Raw genomic sequence first — 17,837 nt, 5'->3', positions numbered from 1 at the left:
CTCTCGTCTACGGCACCGATGTGATCGGTGCCGGGAGTCCGAGTGAGCGTGCGGCGCGGACGATGACTTCTTTTTCGATACCGCCGGTGAGGTGGAATTTGCGCAGCTCCTGCTGGATGTCAGCGAGGCGACCCCAGGCGGCGTAGAGATCAAAGAGTACGGCGGCGGCTTCATTGGGCATCGTCCAGACATCGCGCAGCAGGCAGGTCTCAGCAGCCTCGAACTCGCGGCGTTGAAGGAGGAAGCGGACCCAGGCGGCGGTGAGATCAGGCTGCATCGAGTTCGTGGACTGAATCCGGTCGAGCGCGGTCTGATACAGCTCGCGGGCCATCTCGGACTCGCCGCATTCCTCCAGCACCTCCGCCCAAACGACGGTCTGTGATCCGCCGGGCACGGGCATCCGCACGATCTCAGCGAAGAGCTCCTGCACGATGACTCGGTCCTTCAGCGCATGGGCCACGCGCAGCATGAGCGGCTGCTTTCGGCTCTCCAGCCGCATGGAGGGGAGATCCTGCATGACGAGACAGGCCTGCCAGGCGAGACCCGGACGTTCCTTCTTTAATAGCATCTCCGCGGCGAGCTCGATGCACACACGGTCGCTGTCGATGACGTTCTGCCAGCCGAGAGCGAGATCATCGGCAAACGAAGCTGGTGTCCCAGTGGCAAAGGCACTGAGCGCGAGTGCGGCAAGCGGACGATCCGTGCCAGCGCGTGTCTCAGCGCGCAGAATCGGCAGCCAAGCATCGCGATGTTTGCCGTCAGCTTCAATACTCATCCAGTCGGCGAGCTGCTGGAGGGCCTCGCGGCTGCGATTGCGCACGCGGAAGAGAGCGGCGACCTGCGCGCGGCCTCGCTCGGGCGACCATGTGGGATCTGCGGCGAGCAGGCGTAGCAACTCCAACCGCAGGCGGAAGCGCTCGGCATCGTCCTTCACGCTGCGCTCGGCCTGGGTGAGGAAGTTCAGTCCCTCGGTGCTGCGTGAATGCGTGCGGCAAAGTCCGGCGAGATGCGTGATGGCATCAATGGCTTTGAGATCGACGGCGATGGTCATCAATTCGCGAAACTCCTCCCAGCCACCGGCTTCGGCGACGAGTTGAGCCCGCAGCTTCAGTGCTTCCCGGCCCTGCGAGCCAGACTTCTCCACGAGTGATACCTGACGCAATGCTTCGAGAGCAGCGGTGGGTTTCTTTTGCTTCACCAAAAGCTGGGCCCGATGCACGCAGCTCTCGGCATCGGGGATGATGCCGCTCTCCGTGTTTGCGACGAAGGCTTCGTGCAGCCGATTCCACGCAGCGAGCGCGAGAGTATCCTGGCCGAGTTTTTCATAAAGCAGCGCCAGCTCGCGAAGGTAGGGCACTTCTTCAGGGATGCGGCCCTGACGAACGGTGGTCACGGTCGGCAGGTAGCCACGGCGATGCAGCTCGGCCACGTCATACTCGAGGGCGAGGAAATGGGAGTGCTTCTCACGCAGCACTTCATCGCCAGGCTGCGGCGGCTTGTAGGGCGGGTCGGCTTCGAGGAGCTGGAGGGTGAACTTCAGCCCGATCTTCGTATCCAGCGCTGCCTCCGCCACGCGGATGAGCCACTGCGCATACTCGGGATTCGCGGGAGCACGGCCGGGAAGCGTGGCATAGACTTCGATGGCCTCACGCGACATGCCCGCAGCTTCCAGACGGCCGCCGAGTTCACTCAGCGTGTCCACAGACACCTCCTGGCGCATGTCCACGCTGGCCAGATGCTCACGCAGCAAACGCAGCCGTGTGGGGTAATCGACCTCACGCATCTTTTGGATGAGATGACCAAGACGCCACTCGCCAAACTCAAGTCCGGAGCGCGAACTGAGCGCCACACCGCCCCAGCGCTCGGCGAGCTTGTCATTCACCTGCCGCACCATCTGGCCCATGCCTTCATTGGTGAAGCGCGCCTGAATCTCCCGTGTCTCCTCCCACATGCTGCGCAGATGCATGGGTTCTTCATAACGCGGCGAGCCCTGTGGCATGAGCATCCCGCGTATCTCGCCCATATTCCGTGCTGGGAGGAAATCGCCGGTTATGAAGTTCTCCATCTCCGCCGCCGCTTTGTCCGGGGCCCCGGCGAGACCCGCCACGGCGGACTTCCGCAGGCTGGTCATGCCTGAACTCGGTGTGCTCTGGAGATGATTCCAGGCGGAGCGCACATTTTGTTCGCGCTCTCCGGCGCTGATGGCGAGACGATTCGCCGCGCTGAGGCTGAAGAGGTAGGGGTCATAGGTGCCGCGATACGCCTCCGGCTGCACCGGGCCGCGCACGACACGACCGAGATAATCACGCGCCAGATCCCACCGCTCCGCCGCCTCGGCGATGCGGGCCAGGGAGAAGACAAAGGCGCTGCCGAGAGCGGGGTTGTGAAGGCTGACGCTCTCCCCGAGTTCCAGGGCCTCGATGTAGCGCTGCTGATCCTGAAGACGGCGCATGACATCGAGCACGGAGACGCTGTGCACGGTACCGAGCTGCGCGAGTTCGCCTTTGGCAAAGCGGAAGCTGTCGATGTCCGCGAGGATGGCGGAGACGCCGAGGAGCATGCGCTGTCGAAGATCGAGGATCTCTGTGTCCGCACCGGTCTGTGTAGCCCAGCGCATGGCCTCGCTCATGCCGCCAGAACGCAGGGTGAGCCAGAGATGGCAGAAGCTGGCTTCGAGTGTGGAGCGGCCTTTCATCACTGAGGTGAGCTGCTCACGGAATGCTTTCCCCTCCCCGGCGTAGTGGAGAGCCCAGAGTTTCTCGACGGGTGATTTGAAAGCAGAGGCTTCCTTCAGCCAGGCCTGCGCCGAACCTTCGCCTCGCTGCATTCTGGCGAGTTCCTCGATGGTCCGCAGCCGAACCAACGGCACGTCATTCGGAAGGTCGAGGAATTCAGGCCGAGGAAGGCTCAGGTAGGTGCGTAGCGCGGTGACCTCGGAGCTCTTCAGCGCGGGCACCGTGTCCAGTCCGGCGAGGATTTCCGTCACTGGACCGGGCGTCCCGGACTTCCTTTGATCGGCCAATGGCAAGGGCAGGCGCTCGGGGGGAACGCTCGTTGGTGGTGTGAAAGCCTGGCTTGCCGTGCGGGTGAGGATCTCGCGCAGATACTTCTCCGCAGCGGCATCATCCGCCAGACGCAGGCATTTCAAAGCGAGCCGAAGATGGGATCGTGCATCCCAGGAGCGCACGCGGGCGATCTGCTCATAGACACGACGCTCAGCTTCATCCTGACCGGTGGCACGATAGTGCTCGGCGAGGCCATCCAGCGCCGCTGCATCCTGCGAGAAGCGGCTTTCCAAACGACGGCGGACACGGTCTGCCTCGGCGATTTGGAAGGTCTGCTCCAGCATTTCGACGAGACGACGCGACTCCGCCGCTGCTTCACCAGGCCCGGCGCTGGCGGCGATCTGCTTTTGGAAATAGATCGCTGACTTCAGATCCGAGACGCGCAGCGCTGCCTCGCGAAGTTGATCGAGGGAGAAGGGTGTGTCCGGCGCGGTGTAGTAGGCCTGCTTCATCGCCGCAAAGGCCTTCGGAGCATCGCCTTCGCGATCATAGACGCTGGCAAGCGCCTCGTGGTAGAAGCCATCGAAGGGGTGCTTTTTCACCAAGGTGAGCAGAGCTTCCTTCAACAATTTGAGGCGGTCTTTGAGAAGATCGGCTGGCAGTTCGCCACCTGATTCACCGGCCCAGAGCAGACGGTCGAGGAAGCGTTTAAAAGCCTCGCGGCGGCGTTTCACATCTGTCTCCTGCTCGACGATGCGGAGCTGGATCTGCACATGCTCGGGAAGCTTGCCACGCTGGAGCAGCATCTCCGCGTAGCGCTGCATGAGTGCCACAGCAGCACCACCTGTGGCGCGGTCGATGGCCTGCTGCCAGAGCTTCAAAGCATCGTCGGGCCGGCGTTGCAGCGTGTAGCATTGAGTCAGGGCGCTGAGCAGTTGCTCCGAGTCCGGTGCCTCACGATACGCACGCTCCAGCAAGACCGTGGCGGCACGGCCAGGAGCTGGCGGATCTGCCGCGAGACGCCAGCCCGTGCGCTCTGCGGCGAGACCGACATTGACGGCGCTGGATGCAGTCTGCTCGTCCTCCAGCAGCAGTTCACTGAGGCGCAGCGTGTAGCGGATTTTGTTTCCATGGTCGCGCCCGATGAGACGACGCAGTACTCGCATGGCCAAGGCGGAGTTTTTATCCGTCAGGGTGAGTTCCAGCAGAAGCTTCTCCGCCTCGATGGAAAGCTCCCGCGGTTTGCTCGTGGCGGGATCGATCTGCAAAAGGCGGAAGGCGGCGTAGGCTTCCTCAAACATCTCCGCCCTCACGGCCCACCATGCGGCGCGGAAGAGATGGAGTATGGAATTCGCGGCATCGACTTTCTTCGCTGCCATCAAGCGCTCAACCATCGCACTGACCTCTTCAGATACTGGCAGCTTTTCAGTCGTCACGCCGGCACTGCTGGCAAAGCCTTTCCCCGTGAAGACTTCGGGCAGTTGGAAATCCCCACCACTGCCGCGCTGCTTGGCGGCTTCCTTTTTCTTTTCGCCGAGAAGCAGAGAGTAAAGACGCTCGTCCACGTCGATGCCTTGCTCTTCCGTCTTGCTCGAATCCCAGGCTTTCTCCAGCCAGGTCAGCGCTTCTTCGGTATCGCCATGCTCGGTGAGGAGATCGGCGAGCCGGAGGTATTCGTCATGACCGGCATTGGCTTTGCCCACGGCCTCGCGGGCCAGGATGATGGCGCTGTCGAGATCACTGCCGGAAGCCATGAAAGAAGCCGCATCGTTGAGTCGGCGCTGGCGTTCTTCGTCGTTCGGCGCTGACTGGGTGAAGCGGCGCAGCAGGGCGTCTGCAGCCGCCATGTCTTTGCGAGCACGATGAAATGCCGCCAGCTCAAACACAGATTCAGCGCGCGTTGGATCACGCTCGACGCGCTGCTTGAGGATGAACTCGATGACTTCATCCAAGGTGCGCTGCTGGGCAAAGGCGAGCGCCTGCTTTTCCACTTCGACGCTGTTTTTCTGAATCTCCAGAAGCTTTCGCAGCCGCGCAATGGCCTCACTTTGCCGACCACTGCGAAGATCTGCCTCACAGCGCAGGAAGACGATGGCGGGGAGGTCTGAGCCATCTCCCTTGAGACGCTCGTCGAGCAGTTTTGCGGCCTCGGCATTGCCATCATGATCGAGCAGGAGTCGCACAAGCTCCCAGCGGTAGTCGTCCACCTGCGGCGCGGTTTTGACGAGCAGGCGCATCGTCTCCACATGCGCGTCGGAGTCGGCAGTGATCTCCTGAAAACGGGCGAGGTCGCGCAAGGCCTGCTCGGTCACAGGCTTGGCGTCAGCGGCTTTGGTGAGCTGCTGGCGGAGGTCCTCTAGCGTGCCGAAGCGTTCGTTCAGGCGCACGCGGCGGCGGAAGAAGTCGGTGTAGCGCGAGTCGCGGAAGTCGAGCAATGCCTGGCCTTTTTTCAGCGCGGCCTCGGCTTTCTCAAACTGGTCCGCGTGCTCGTGGATGCGCGCGAGATCGTAGAGGGCATCGAGCCGCTTCTGGGGATCGCTCTGATCGGCGAGCTGGATGTAAAAGGCTGCTGCACGCTCAGGGAAGCATGCACGGAGGATGAGTTCGGCGACCTGCCGGACATGGGCGAAGTCACCCGAGCGCAGTTTCCCGGCCTGCTCCCAGGAACGAACGGCGTCTTCATTTTTCTGCGCGGAGAGCGCCAGTGTGCCGAGCTTGAGCAGGACATCGACTTTGCGGGCATCGGTGTCGGGAAGCAGGTCGTTGAGCTGGCTCATCCATTGGTACGCCTTCGCCGAGTCGCCGAGTTCCTGAGCCACGTCGGCCAGCCCTTGCAGAGCTGTGGGCTTCTGAGCTACTGCTCCCAGGACCTGCTCATAAGTCCCCGCGGCCTTCTTTAAATCACCCGACTTCCGGTGCAGATGCCCCAGAACAAGCACCAAGGAGGGATGCCGCTGCTGCTGGACTTGCGCCGTCACGCTTTCGATCAGCAGGGCCGTAGCCTCGTGCCTTTCGTAAAGCGCCCAGACGAGATCGACCACCCGTCCATACTCCGGCTGTGACACGAGGAGGGAGAGATACTCATTCGCCAGCCGGGTCTCCCGTTCTGCCCAGGGTAAAGGTGCCTCCTGGGCGCGAAGCAGGAACTCGCCGAGGGGCATGACTCCCAGCGCCACGGCAATGATGGCGCGCTGGACTGTGGGGGAGAGGACCGACATGCGCTGCAATTCAGAAATTCTGGCGAGATTATCATGCTGGCTCTGAAGGGGCAACCCAGGGCTTGGTATGACAGCAGATCCTTGCAGCAACACCGAAGCGCTTGGCAGCAAATGGCGGGCCGAGGTGATTCGTGGATTTGATGGTCAAGGTGGACAACATTCTCAAAAGTGAACCATGTTGGCTGGCGTTGTTATCAAATTTATAGAAATACTCTTGCGAATATTATAATAATTGTCATAATTGAGCATCAATAACGACTCTGAAGCCATGAACACTAAAACTCAAATGCACAAGTGCCGCAGAACGGGCTTCAGCCTCTTCGAGATGCTGATCGTGATTTCCATTCTGGGCATCTTGGTCACCCTCGCACTGCCTGCCTTCAGCAGCACCCAAGCGACCGAGGAGGTCACCCATCAAAGGAATGCTCAGACGATCTGCTCCCTGGCCATGGCAGCCAATGCAGCTGGTGTCGCCATCACCTCCGGTGCTTCCGATGTCAGTGAGATCTTAAAACGTTTGTCTGATGGTGTCACCGTCAGCCGAGGGCCGCTTGCCGGACGTATCATCAAAGTTCCTGCCATGAGCCCCTACTTGCTCGCAGGGGCCAGTCAGTACATCAGTCTGAGTCCCGATGGCGAACTTATCTATGACTCCAAAGGATCGAATCTGCGGACCATGTGATTTACTTGGATTGAAAAGCTTCCCATGAGCCCACGCATTCCCGGGGCTGTTCATTTTCATGAACCGAGTTCATCAGGGCCGCCTTGCCGAGCTCGCGGCTGTGCGTAGCGTCAGACGAATGTCCCAGCCGCCTTCCTATTCTCTCCCTCCCCGAACCATCATCGTCATGGGAGTCTGTGGTTGTGGGAAAACGCTGATCGGCACGCAGATTGCAGAGCGTCTTGGCGGAGTGTTTGAGGACGCAGACCACTTTCACTCGGTGGCGAATAAGACGAAAATGAACCAAGGTATCCCGCTCACGGATGAAGACCGCTGGCCTTGGTATGCTACGCTGCGGGCGCGGATCGAGGAGATGCGTAGCAAGACGCCCGTGTATGTCCTGGCCTGCTCGGCACTGAAAGCGGTGTATCGCGAAAAACTCCGCGCCGGGGATGACGCCAGCACGCTGGTCTTCGTCCATTTGCATGGCACTCACGAACTCATTTTCAGCCGCATGTCGACACGCGAAGGCCATTACATGCCAGTCAGTCTGCTCGATAGCCAGTTCGCCATCCTGGAAGAGACTCCCGATTTGATCCAAGTATCCATCGAAGGCACGCCGGACGAGATCACCGAAGCGGCGCTGACTCGCCTGCGCTAGACGATCCCCGCGCAAGAATTGCACTTTGCGGCATGGGTTTGACGCTGGCTCCATAAAGCCGTTAGCGTGACTTCATGGACGCCCAACCTCTCCGCACCTCTGTCATCGGCAGTTACCCTTTCCCTGGCTGGCTGGAGTTTGCCGCACGACATCTTGATCAGTTCGGCGGCGCAGATCTGAGCGAGATGCAGGACGACGCGGCCATGGTCGCCATCCAGGATCAGATCGCCGCCGGTCTCGATGTCATCACCGATGGGGAACAGACGCGTTTCGATTTCAATCTCTCCTTCTACGGCTTCATCGAAGGCATCGCCCTGGAGCCCGCCAGCCCGCGTCGCTTTGGTCCCCCAGCGCATGATCAGCGCGGCAAACACGAGATCGTGGGGGAACTGCGTGCACCTCGTGGCTTGGGTGCGGTGGAGGAATACCTGCGCCTGAAGCGTCTCGCAGGGCACACAGGCAAGCGTTTGAAAGTCAGCGTCCCCGGCCCCTACACGCTGAGCGGACGCCTCGCGCCGAATGCACAATACAAGGACCGCTACGCCATCACCGAGGCGCTGCTGCCCATCGTGCGGAAGGAGATCGCCGATCTCGTCGCCGCAGGTGCGGAAGAGATATGCGTCGATGAGCCGAGCATGAGCTGCTACGGCTTCCGCGAGGACACACGCCGCTTCGTGGACATCTTCAACCGCACCGTCGAAAGTGGTTACGGCAAGGCCCGCATCTGCACGCACCTGTGCTTTGGCAATTTCAAAGGCCACCCCGTCGGCTACCGCAAATACGCGCCGCTATTCCCCGCCTTCTTCGATCTGCATTGCGATGAAGTGCACGTCGAGATGGCGAACCGTGAGTATGCCGAACTTGAGATCATCGGCCAGATCGCCCGGCGAACAGATGTCGCCGTGGGCATCATTGATGTGAAGAGCTACTACATCGAGACTCCGCAGAACATCGCCGATGCGGTGCGCGCCTGCCTCAATCATGCTCCGGCGAATCGTCTCGTCTTCGCCCCCGACTGTGGTTTGAGTCAAACCGCCCGCTGGGCTGCGAAACAGAAGCTAGCCAACATGGTCGCTGGCGTGGAGATGGTGAGGAAGGGCCTCTGATCACTCCACCACGCGGCGCACGACCTCGGAGCCATCCACCACGGAATCTGGTGGATGCATGAGCAGCGGCATTCCGACTTCCAGGCCGCTCAGCACCTCGGCCATTTTGCCGTCCGTGTGGCCGATTTGCACGGTCACTTTCACGGCTTTGTTCTCCTTCATCACAAAGGACTTCCACTCAGCACCTTCGCGGAAAAGGCTGCCGCTGGGTGCCAGCAGAACATCGTTGTCGTGCCACACGGCCACGCGCACCTCCACGCGATAGCGATCTCCGAGCACCTTGGCTGAAGCGGGCAGGGGATCGAGATCACTCAGCACGATCACGCGCTGCTCCTCCACGCCGAGCGCTGACACTTTCGTAAAGGCCGCAGGCTCCACTCGCCGCACACGCGCTTTCAGCGGTACATCGCCGCCCCATTGATCCACCAGCACTTCAGCGCCCGGATTCATGCTCACGGCATCGCGGGAGAGGATCTCCGCTTCGATCTCCAGATCCGCCGGATCACCGATCTCCAGGATCGGTGTGCCCGGCGTGACCATCATCGCACTCTCCTGCTGCACTTTTAAAACACGCCCGCTCACCGGGGCCTTGATCTCCACCACCGCGCCGCTGCCCGCCGTGGTCAAAGACAGCAGCGCCGCCTTTGCCTGCGCCAGTTCATAGTCCGCGATCTTTAGTGCGAACTCGCTCGCCCGCACCTCGCGCTCACGCATCTGAGCCTCCAGTTCGATATTATCACGATCCGTCACCGAGATACTGCCCTCGCCGATATTCTTCTTCACGCGGTCCCAATTCGCCTGGGCAAATTGTGCCGCCGTGCGTGCCATTTGCAGCGATTCATCCGCGCGACTGCGCGCCGCTTCGGCTCCCTGAACTCGTGCCTCTGTCTGCGCCTGCGTGCGGGCATCCAGCAGCGGCGCCAGTCCTGGCTCGATGACCGTCAGCAGCGTCTCGCCCGCCTTCACTTCATCCCCGGCTTTCAAAGTCACCCGCCGCATGTTTCCCGCCACTGGTGCAGCCACGATGTAGCGATTGCGGATGCGCGTCTTGCCTTCCTCCACCACATGCACCGTCAGCGGACCACGAGTCACCTCCGCCGTCTCCACAGGAATCGGTTTGGGCTTCAAACCATAGCCTGCGAGCACAAGCAGCCCGATCCCCAAACTCCAGATCAGCAGCTTCCGCAATACGGCACGAGGAGCCGTCTTCTTCTTTGCCTCCCAAGGCGGGGTCGCTGCGCTTTCCATATAACCTGCCACTAGCGCGGCTGTGGCAGATTCTCAACCTCGGACAGCGGAACATCATTTTGCATGACCGGCGGACAGGAACTCGCGCTCGTTTTCGTTGTCTTGGCAGACACCCACTTTCGCTTTCGATCATGCACCCTTTTCATTCCCTCCAGCGCCGGGCCTTCCTTGGCAGAACCTCTCAAGGACTCGGAGCGCTGGCGCTTGCATCTCTGCTCAAACCCGCCTCGTCCGCACCGATGCAGGGCATTCTCGGCGCTCTGCCTCTGAAGCAGAAGGCCAAGCGTGTGATCTGGCTCACCATGGCCGGCGGCCCATCGCATCTGGAGACCTTCGATCCCAAGCCAAAGCTCGCCGAGATGCATGGCAAGCCGATGCCGGAGTCCTTCACGAAAGGCCAGCAGCTCGCGCAGCTTCAGGGCAAGCCGCTCACCTGCTTCGGACCTCAGCACACCTTCACCAAGTTCGGCAAGAACCAGGTCGAGATCTGCTCGCTCTTCCCTGAGATCGGCAGCGTGATCGAAGACATCTGCCTGATCCGCAGCATGACCACAGATGCGATCAATCACGACCCCGCCCACATGTTCATGAACACCGGCTCACAGATCGCCGGACGCCCGAGCATGGGGTCATGGATCACGTATGGTCTTGGAACCGAAGCCGGAGACTTGCCCGGCTTCGTCGTTCTGACCTCGCTGGGCCAGGGTGGACAGAACCAGCCCATCGCCGCGCGGCAGTGGAGCAGCGGCTTTTTGCCCTCGAAGTATCAAGGCGTGCAGCTTCGTGCCAAGGGTGATCCTGTGTTGTATCTGACGAACCCCATCGGCGTCACACGAGATCGACAGGGAGCCGATGTGGCGGCCATCAATGCGATCAACAAACAGCACGATGCACTCGTCGATGATCCTGAAATCGCCACGCGCATCGCGCAGTATGAGATGGCCTTTCAGATGCAGGCCAGTGTGCCCGACTTGATGGATGTGAGCGCCGAAGGAGCGAAGACACTCGAACTCTACGGCTGCCAGCCTGGCGATGGCTCCTTTGCCTCGAACTGCCTGCTCGCGCGTCGTCTCGCCGAACGCGGCACGCGCTTCATTCAGCTCTATCACAAGGACTGGGACCATCACGGCGGCGTGAAGGAAGGGGTGGCGCTGAAAGCCAAAGAGATCGACCGCGCCTGCAAAGCGTTGATCGTCGATTTGAAACAGCGCGGCATGTTGGAGGAAACGCTCATTGTTTGGGCCGGCGAATTTGGCCGCACGCCAATGTCGCAAGGCGGCAGCGGACGCGATCATCATAACAAGGCCATGTCTGTGTGGATGGCTGGCGCAGGCATCCAAGGAGGCATCGTTCACGGAGCGACCGATGATCTCGGCTATGCCGCCGTGGAGAAGATCACCACGGTTCACGACATTCACGCGACGATGCTGCACCAACTCGGCATCCAGCACGACGCCTTCAGCTTCAAGTTCCAGGGACTCGATGCCAAGCTCAGCGGCGTGGAAGGCGCGAAGGTGATCAAAGACATCCTCGCCTAATGGAAGCTCATTGCGATTAGGGTCGCGTGATGTCCACGCGGTAAAACTTCCTCGCCCCAGTAGCGCTCGTGTCTGTGACGGTACGGACGGTGGCTGCGTCGCTGGTGGTGAAGGTGGTGAAGGTGGTGAGAGGGAGCCAGCTAGGCGTGATTAGCGTGAGGCTGGTCTGCACGGTGTAGGTGCGGTCGTTGAAGCGGCGTAGGTGCCGAAGTTGTCAGGCAGGGGGTTCAGGACGGTGAGTGTGACGGTGTCGGTGAGGCTTTTATAAGTGCCCTGGGCGATGGCTCCGCCGCCGTGTAGGCTTCCGCCCCTGCGGCCGGAGCGCCGATGGCGAAGGGAACTCGCGTCCAGGTCTTCACATCCGTGCTGCGCTCGATGGTGTAGGTCTTCCCGGTGATGGCGTAGAACTCGAAGCGCACGCTCGCCGCCGCCTTCTCTTTGATCTGAAGCTCGAAGCGCTTGGTGGCATCGCCGGCAAACGTGCCCGCCACATACTCGTCCCAGTTGCTCAGACCATCGCGATCAAAATCCCCATTCCGGTCGAGCAGGTTGATCGGCCAGTGGCCGTTTTCATCCGGGAAGTAACCCGCCTGATAAAGCATCCACTGCTCCCACACATCTGGCAGGCCATCGCCATCCAGATCCTCGCCCAAATTCAGATCCAACCGCACGCGCTCGCCGCCTTTGCCCGCCGTGAGGTTCCCTGAAACCTCGATGGGATAAAAGCGGCTGCCATTCATCTCCACCACCAGGCTGAACAACCCCTGCGCCGCCACCGCGTTCGTGGTGTAGAGCGTCGTGCCGCTGCGGTTCTGGTCTATGCGTACACTCAGCTCATAGTTCTGGTCCAGGCTCAGCACCGAGTTCACTGGCGTGCGCCCCACCTCGACGCCGCCTTTGAGCAGAACAATGACCGCCCCCTCCACCGTGAGCGTCTGCCCCACCTGATCCCGCACGGTGCCGTAGAGCGTGTAATAAGGAGCCGGTGGGAAGGCCTGTACCGAACCGCCCGCCATCAGGCACAGCAGGGCAAAAATGAGGAGTCGAGGAGTCATGACGAGAGAGCGCTGCCCCTTCTGTCCCGGTTTTTCCCCCGACGTTACACCCCACCTCAAACTTTTTTCACAACAAGCCTGCCACGACGATCCTGAAGTCTCGATGCCTGGGGCAGCCGCATCTGAATTGCAGCCGCCCTGCCTCAATTTCCCAGACCCGCGCATTTGCCTGCTCTTTGAGTTTTGCGCACGGGGGCTTTGTGCCTACCTTGAGCCCGACCGAATGAATTACCCTGACCAAGCCCGCCGCATCATCCGCCTGGAGATCGAAGAACTGGAGCGATTGAACACGCGCATCGGGGATTCTTTCTCCACCGCCATCGAGACTCTGCTCGGGGTCATCGAGAAACGCGGGAAGATCATCGTCTGCGGCGTGGGGAAAAGTGGCAACATCGGTCGGAAGCTGGCCGCCACCCTGAACAGCACGGGGGCCACCACCGTCTGCCTGGACGTGGGAGACGCCCTGCACGGGGATCTCGGGGTGATTGATCCGGGAGACATCGCCATCCTGCTGAGCTACAGCGGGGAGACCGCTGAACTGATCGATCTCCTCCCTCATCTGAAGCGCCTCAGCCTGCCCATCATCGCCATCACTGGTGGCCTGACCTCCACCCTGGCCCGGCATGCGGACTGCGTGTTGGACGTGCAGGTGAACCAGGAGGCTTGCCCCCTGAATCTGGCACCCACCTCCAGCACCACCGCCATGCTGGTGATGGGGGATGCGCTGGCCATGGTGCTGCTGGAGGCCCGAGGCTTCCAGCCTGAAGACTTTGCCAAACTGCACCCCGGCGGCTCTCTGGGCCGCGCCCTGCTCACCCGCGTCTCCGATGTCATGCGCTCCGGGGATCAACTCGCCCGCGTGCAGCCCGAAAGCACGATCAGCGCTGCCCTCCAGGCCATGACTCAGGCTCGCGCCGGTGCCACGGTGGTGGTGAATCCGGACGGCACCCTCGCCGGAGTGTTCACTCATGGCGACTTCGTCCGCGCCTTTCAAAAGAACCACGCCATCTCCGACCTGCCCGTGTCTGACTTCATGACCCGGAACCCGATCAGCATCCAGGCCGACAAACTCGCCGCCGAAGTTCTCTCCACCCTCGAAAAAGCGCGCATCGACGACCTCGTCGTCCTCGACGATCAGCGCCGCCCGGTCGGTCTCGTGGACACTCAGGATCTCACCCGCCTGCACTTGGTCTGAACTCTGAGTGCGGAACGAAGCCGGGCGGTCTCACCCTCAGCGCACCGGCTTCAACTCGGCTGAAACCAACCGCAGGCCTCAGCCCCGGGCAGCCAGCTTCAGCCGGAACTTCTCCACAGCGGCCATGATCAGCGGATCGGCCTGCACTTCGACAGGAAGATCAGAGGGCGAATCATCGCCACCGGCAGCAGCTTCGGCAGGCTTGCTATCAGCCTTCGCGGGCTCCGGCTTGGGCTCGGGACTAGGCGTGGGCTTCGGAGCGGGTTCATCGAAGAGGCCAAAGCCGATCTCGCTGGCCAGAGGCGGAGCCAGGGAGGCGTCAATGACGAAGTCGAACTTCACCGGCGAGCCGAGGATTTCTTCGGCGATGCCTTCGAGGAACTTCTTCTGGTTGTCGCGATTCAGGCTGTCCTTCGCGTGCTCTTCCGTGGTTGGGAAGCCGACCTTGATCGTGCCGCGTGCGATGGAAAGGACGGTGCCGAGCTTCACCCAGCTCACCACGAGCGCCCGGCGCTCCTGCACGATGGCCGTGAAGTCGGTCCAGAACTGTTCCTTGTCGATGTTCGACGGGGCGGCAGCCGGAGCCGGCGTGGCAGCAGGCTCTGGTTTAGCCTGAGCGACAGCGACAGGGGCGGCAACGGGCGCAGGTGCAGGCGCTGCCACGGGAGCTGGCTCTGGTTTGGGCTCGGATGCAGCGACAGGCGCAGGGGCTGGTTGCGGTTCGGGAGTTGGTTCAGCCTCGGCCCAGGGGGCAGGCTCGGCCTTGGGTTCCGGGGCGCGATTGTAAACAGGCGCAGGCTCAGCCACGACCGAAGGTGCAGCCTTCACAGGCGCAGCGGCGCGGGCGGTGACGACCGGACGCGGCGCAGGTTTCGGCAGACCTTCCGTGCTGCCGCTGTCCAGCGCCTCGATGACGTCGCTTAGGCTGACTTCATTGAAGTGCTGCACGGCCTGGATCACTCCAAGCTCCAGATGCAGGCGCTTGTTCGTGGCCCAGCGCATCCGCGCATCCACTTCGGCCAGTCCATCGACGACACGCAGGAGTTGCTCCGTCGAGGCCATCTGGCATTGATTCGTCACCATCTGGGCGATGTCCGGCTCCAGGTCCTCAGCCCCCGCTTCCGGGTCGGCCTGACTCACGAGCACCGTGCGCAGATGTTGAATGAGGTCGCTCAGCAGCTTGCCGAGGTCTTTGCCCGCCTCGCTGGTGTCATGAACGAGTTGCAGGGCACCCACGGTATCGCTTTCCAAGATGTTCTGCACGAGCTGCGCCACCGTCTGCACGGAGGTGAAGCCAAAGATCTCCAGCACATCTTGTTCGCGGATGTGATTGCCGCAGAAGGCCACGAGCTGATCCATCATCGACTGCGCATCGCGCATGCCGCCATCCGCGCCTTTGCCGATGGCATAGGCCGCCTTCTCATCAAGATCCACGCCTTCTTCCTTCGCGATGTGCAGCAGGTGATTGGCGATGATCGTTAGCGGGATGCGGCGCAGATCGAAGCGCTGGCAGCGGCTGATGATCGTGGGTAGGATCTTGTTCGCCTCCGTGGTGGCAAAGATGAACTTCACATGCGGCGGCGGCTCTTCCAGGGTCTTCAGCAGCGCGTTAAACGCCGCCGTGGAGAGCATGTGGACCTCATCGATGTAGTAAATTTTATACCGGCAGCGGGAGGGGGCATACTTCACGCTCTCGCGGAGGTCGCGCACCTGATCCACGCCGTTGTTGCTGGCACCGTCGATTTCCATCACGTCCAGGCAGTTGCCTTCGGCGATCTCTTTGCAGAGCGGGTCCTCGGGATCGAAGTCGATGCTGGGTCCGTTCGGGCAGTTCAGCGCCTTGGCAAAGATGCGGGCCGTGGAAGTCTTCCCCGTGCCACGGGGACCGACGAAAAGATAAGCATGGGCCAGCCGGTCCTGCGCGATGGCATTGCGAAGGGTGCGGACGACGTGCTCCTGGCCGAGCACATCGGCGAATGTCTTGGGGCGATACTTGCGGGCGAAAACCTGGTAACTCACGTCCGCAGACTAGCGACGGTGCGATGGCGTGGCGAGGGGATTTTTGGTGTTCAGTGGTTTGTTCCTTCTCTGCCCGGAGTCGCGTGGTGGACATGGACTGTGGTGGCTGTGACGCCGCTTTCGGAGTCTGCTGGTTCTCGTTCGTCGTGGGTGCCGTCGAAAGCGGTGTCGGCACCCTTTCAGGGTTTTGCCACCGCACTCCAAGACGCTACCGCGACGCCGCCAGTCTTGGGAGGGCGCGGAGCGTTTTGGAGTGCGTGCGGCTGTGACGCCGCTTTTGGGAGTCTGCTGGTTTTCGTTCGTCGTGGGTGCCGTCGAAAGCGGTGTCGGCACCCTTTCAGGGTTTTGCCACCGCACTCCAGGACGCTGGCGCGACTTCTTCGCGCCTATTCTGCTCACGCCACCTCCACCTGCACGACCGGGCTAGGGCTCGTCTCACCACGCGAGTTGGCGGCGATGAGGCGGGCTTCGATTACGAGGCCGGGCTGGAGGCCGGTGAGGGTGGTTTCGCGGTTACGGACGGTTTTCACGGAGACGAAATCATCGCTGCCGGGCAGGCGGAGTTGGAGGCGGTAGCGGGTGGCATGCGGGGCGCGGGGCCACGTGAAGTGGACCTCTCCGTCGCCGAGCGAGGTGGCGGTGAGTTCGTCCACGGACTGTGGCTGGGCGGGGGTGGCGGGGATGTGCAGGCCGAAGAGCTGCCAGCGGGGATCTTCGGGCGGCATGAGGAGGTTCAGCTCACGGATGAGGCTGCGCATCCGCATCCTCACGCGGGCCAGGGCGGCGCGCTTGGCTTTGGCGGTGCGGGTGACTTCGGCCTTGGCGGTGGTGACGGCTCGGTGCGCGGTGCGGACCTGATCATGGGCGGCGGCGCAGAGGGCGGCGGTGGCCCCCATGTCGGTGCTTTCCTTCGTGGGATCGTGGGTGAAGTAGCCATCGAGGCGGCTGAGCAGCGCGAGACGTGAGGCCAGAGCCTCGGGCACCTGGGTGGAGCATCCAGGGAAGCCGGCGGCCTCCCACTGGGTGCTGAACCGGGGGCCAAACAAGGCCGCGAGCCGGAGCCGACAGCGGCCGAGGGTGAGTTCGCCCTCACGGTCGATCTGCCTGAACTCCTTTCGGCGCGCGCTGAGGTTGGCTTTGGCCTGACCCGCCTCCAGCAAGCTCTGTGTGGCATGGTCCAGGGCGGCCTGCATCACGGTGGCGGTGTTTTGCTTCAGGCCGAGCTCCACCTCCATCTGGAGGCAGCCGGGAATGAGGTCGCTGAAGCGGGCCAGGAGCTCCTGGTCGTTCGTGGGAGTCGGGTTCGCAGCCATGGCTAGATGGGGAAGGGGGCCACGAGACTCTGGCGAAGCTGCGGGAGTCTCCCCCGGCAGCTCTCGTCTCCACGTGCGGCCCAGGGGCAGGTGGAGACGGACGAACGAAGATTACTTTTACGGGAAAACCTTTTCAAGAGGCAATCACCGAGGGTCGGTGAGTCCTCATGGAGAGTCAGAAGAGCTGATAAAGGAATCCGGATGAGGGAAGGGAATCTCGGGAGGGTGAAAACAGAAGTCCTGCGAGGATGAGGGAGGTTTGATTGGCACTCGCCGATCGTCGGCGAGCAGAAGTGGAGTCTGCTGTGGGTTGGGAAGAGACCTTTTTAAAGGCCGAGGAGGCTCTATGGGAACTCACCAACTGTCGGTGAGTGTGAAAAGAAGCTCCGGCATGGGGAAACAAAAGTTCGGCTGAGGTGAGGGAGGCTTCATAAGCACTCACCGACAGTCGGCGAATGCTGCATGAGTTTGGGGAACCTCAAAATCAGTGTCACGCTTACTCCAACTCAATGGGGTTCCGTGAGGCGCGAAGCGTTTTGGAGTGCGGTGGGAAGCGAAGCGCCACGCCGCTTTCGTCGTGGCGGTGGAGAGACGCAGACGAGGGGGCTTTCGAAAGCGGTGTCACGGCCACCGCACTCCAAGACGCTAGCGCGAGTTCACCAGTCGGGGGAGGGGTCGTAATCGTCGGGGACTTTGAGCTGGTCGGTCTTGAAGCGGGTGATGGCGCGGACGAGCGCGGGGCTGGTGTGGGTTTCAAACCAGGAGGCGGAGCACCAGGGGTAGTCGGCGGCGTTCTCGACGAGGCGGTGCTTGACCGC

The 17,837-nt window shown here is 61.8% G+C and carries 11 protein-coding genes; 5 read left to right on the top strand and 6 right to left on the bottom strand.

Annotation, left to right across the window (positions count from 1 at the left end; translation table 11 throughout):
- Nucleotides 1-7 precede the first annotated feature (7 nt).
- Entirely contained in the window at nt 8-6,223 is a 6,216-nt protein-coding gene (locus tag AC6FTP_RS11380) for a tetratricopeptide repeat protein (protein ID WP_497207039.1), read from the bottom strand.
- A 268-nt stretch (nt 6,224-6,491) separates the two neighbouring features.
- Between AC6FTP_RS11380 and AC6FTP_RS11375 the strand changes: the two genes are divergently transcribed.
- The 3 genes from AC6FTP_RS11375 (at nt 6,492) to AC6FTP_RS11365 (ending at nt 8,651) form a co-directional block, all read left to right on the top strand.
- The gene (locus tag AC6FTP_RS11375) at nt 6,492-6,905 is read left to right on the top strand and encodes a type II secretion system protein (protein ID WP_497207038.1); all 414 of its coding nucleotides are present in this window, start codon (nt 6,492-6,494) and stop codon (nt 6,903-6,905) included.
- A gap of 118 nt (nt 6,906-7,023) precedes the next feature.
- Complete coding sequence (locus AC6FTP_RS11370; RefSeq protein ID WP_497207037.1) at nt 7,024-7,545, top strand: gluconokinase; 522 nt, start codon at nt 7,024-7,026, stop codon at nt 7,543-7,545.
- Between the two features lie 74 nt (nt 7,546-7,619).
- Nucleotides 7,620-8,651, top strand: a complete 1,032-nt coding sequence (locus AC6FTP_RS11365; RefSeq protein ID WP_497207036.1) for a methionine synthase — start codon at nt 7,620-7,622, stop codon at nt 8,649-8,651.
- On the opposite strand, the gene AC6FTP_RS11360 is transcribed toward AC6FTP_RS11365, so the two are convergent.
- Nucleotides 8,652-9,899 carry an efflux RND transporter periplasmic adaptor subunit gene (locus tag AC6FTP_RS11360; RefSeq protein WP_497207035.1) on the bottom strand — a complete coding sequence of 416 codons (1,248 nt, stop codon included), beginning with the start codon at nt 9,897-9,899 and terminating at the stop codon, nt 8,652-8,654.
- Between the two features lie 131 nt (nt 9,900-10,030).
- Here AC6FTP_RS11360 and AC6FTP_RS11355 point away from each other — a divergent pair, with 131 nt between their 5' ends.
- Nucleotides 10,031-11,437, top strand: a complete 1,407-nt coding sequence (locus AC6FTP_RS11355) for a DUF1501 domain-containing protein (protein ID WP_497207034.1) — start codon at nt 10,031-10,033, stop codon at nt 11,435-11,437.
- Between the two features lie 16 nt (nt 11,438-11,453).
- Here the strand turns inward: AC6FTP_RS11355 and AC6FTP_RS11350 are convergent, their stop codons facing one another.
- Entirely contained in the window at nt 11,454-11,609 is a 156-nt protein-coding gene (locus tag AC6FTP_RS11350) for a hypothetical protein (protein ID WP_497207033.1), read from the bottom strand.
- A gap of 55 nt (nt 11,610-11,664) precedes the next feature.
- The gene (locus tag AC6FTP_RS11345) at nt 11,665-12,492 is read right to left on the bottom strand and encodes a hypothetical protein (protein ID WP_497207032.1); all 828 of its coding nucleotides are present in this window, start codon (nt 12,490-12,492) and stop codon (nt 11,665-11,667) included.
- 223 nt (nt 12,493-12,715) lie between these two features.
- Here AC6FTP_RS11345 and AC6FTP_RS11340 point away from each other — a divergent pair, with 223 nt between their 5' ends.
- Nucleotides 12,716-13,687 carry a KpsF/GutQ family sugar-phosphate isomerase gene (locus tag AC6FTP_RS11340; RefSeq protein ID WP_497207031.1) on the top strand — a complete coding sequence of 324 codons (972 nt, stop codon included), beginning with the start codon at nt 12,716-12,718 and terminating at the stop codon, nt 13,685-13,687.
- A 78-nt stretch (nt 13,688-13,765) separates the two neighbouring features.
- On the opposite strand, the gene dnaX is transcribed toward AC6FTP_RS11340, so the two are convergent.
- Together dnaX and AC6FTP_RS11330 are read right to left on the bottom strand one after the other, a co-directional pair.
- Nucleotides 13,766-15,706 carry a DNA polymerase III subunit gamma/tau gene (gene dnaX / locus AC6FTP_RS11335; protein ID WP_497207030.1) on the bottom strand — a complete coding sequence of 647 codons (1,941 nt, stop codon included), beginning with the start codon at nt 15,704-15,706 and terminating at the stop codon, nt 13,766-13,768.
- 395 nt (nt 15,707-16,101) lie between these two features.
- Nucleotides 16,102-17,019 (bottom strand): fibronectin type III domain-containing protein, encoded by a 918-nt coding sequence (locus AC6FTP_RS11330; protein WP_497207029.1) that lies wholly within the window; start codon nt 17,017-17,019, stop codon nt 16,102-16,104.
- Between the last annotated feature and the right edge of the window lie 818 nt (nt 17,020-17,837).

It is taken from the genome of Prosthecobacter sp., from assembly GCF_044378005.1.
Lineage (GTDB): Bacteria > Verrucomicrobiota > Verrucomicrobiia > Verrucomicrobiales > Verrucomicrobiaceae > Prosthecobacter.
The sequence above is the reverse complement of the archived record's forward strand: the minus strand, read 5'-3'. Positions and strand labels throughout refer to the sequence as shown.

Coding starts and splice junctions, on each gene's coding strand:
- AC6FTP_RS11370 (WP_497207037.1), top strand. CDS start 7,024: ATGTCCCAGCCGCCTTCCTATTCTCTCCCTCCCCGAACCATCATCGTC.
- AC6FTP_RS11365 (WP_497207036.1), top strand. CDS start 7,620: ATGGACGCCCAACCTCTCCGCACCTCTGTCATCGGCAGTTACCCTTTC.
- AC6FTP_RS11355 (WP_497207034.1), top strand. CDS start 10,031: ATGCACCCTTTTCATTCCCTCCAGCGCCGGGCCTTCCTTGGCAGAACC.
- AC6FTP_RS11380 (WP_497207039.1), bottom strand. CDS start 6,223: ATGTCGGTCCTCTCCCCCACAGTCCAGCGCGCCATCATTGCCGTGGCG.
- AC6FTP_RS11360 (WP_497207035.1), bottom strand. CDS start 9,899: ATGGAAAGCGCAGCGACCCCGCCTTGGGAGGCAAAGAAGAAGACGGCT.
- AC6FTP_RS11340 (WP_497207031.1), top strand. CDS start 12,716: ATGAATTACCCTGACCAAGCCCGCCGCATCATCCGCCTGGAGATCGAA.
- AC6FTP_RS11330 (WP_497207029.1), bottom strand. CDS start 17,019: ATGGCTGCGAACCCGACTCCCACGAACGACCAGGAGCTCCTGGCCCGC.
- AC6FTP_RS11375 (WP_497207038.1), top strand. CDS start 6,492: ATGAACACTAAAACTCAAATGCACAAGTGCCGCAGAACGGGCTTCAGC.
- AC6FTP_RS11345 (WP_497207032.1), bottom strand. CDS start 12,492: ATGACTCCTCGACTCCTCATTTTTGCCCTGCTGTGCCTGATGGCGGGC.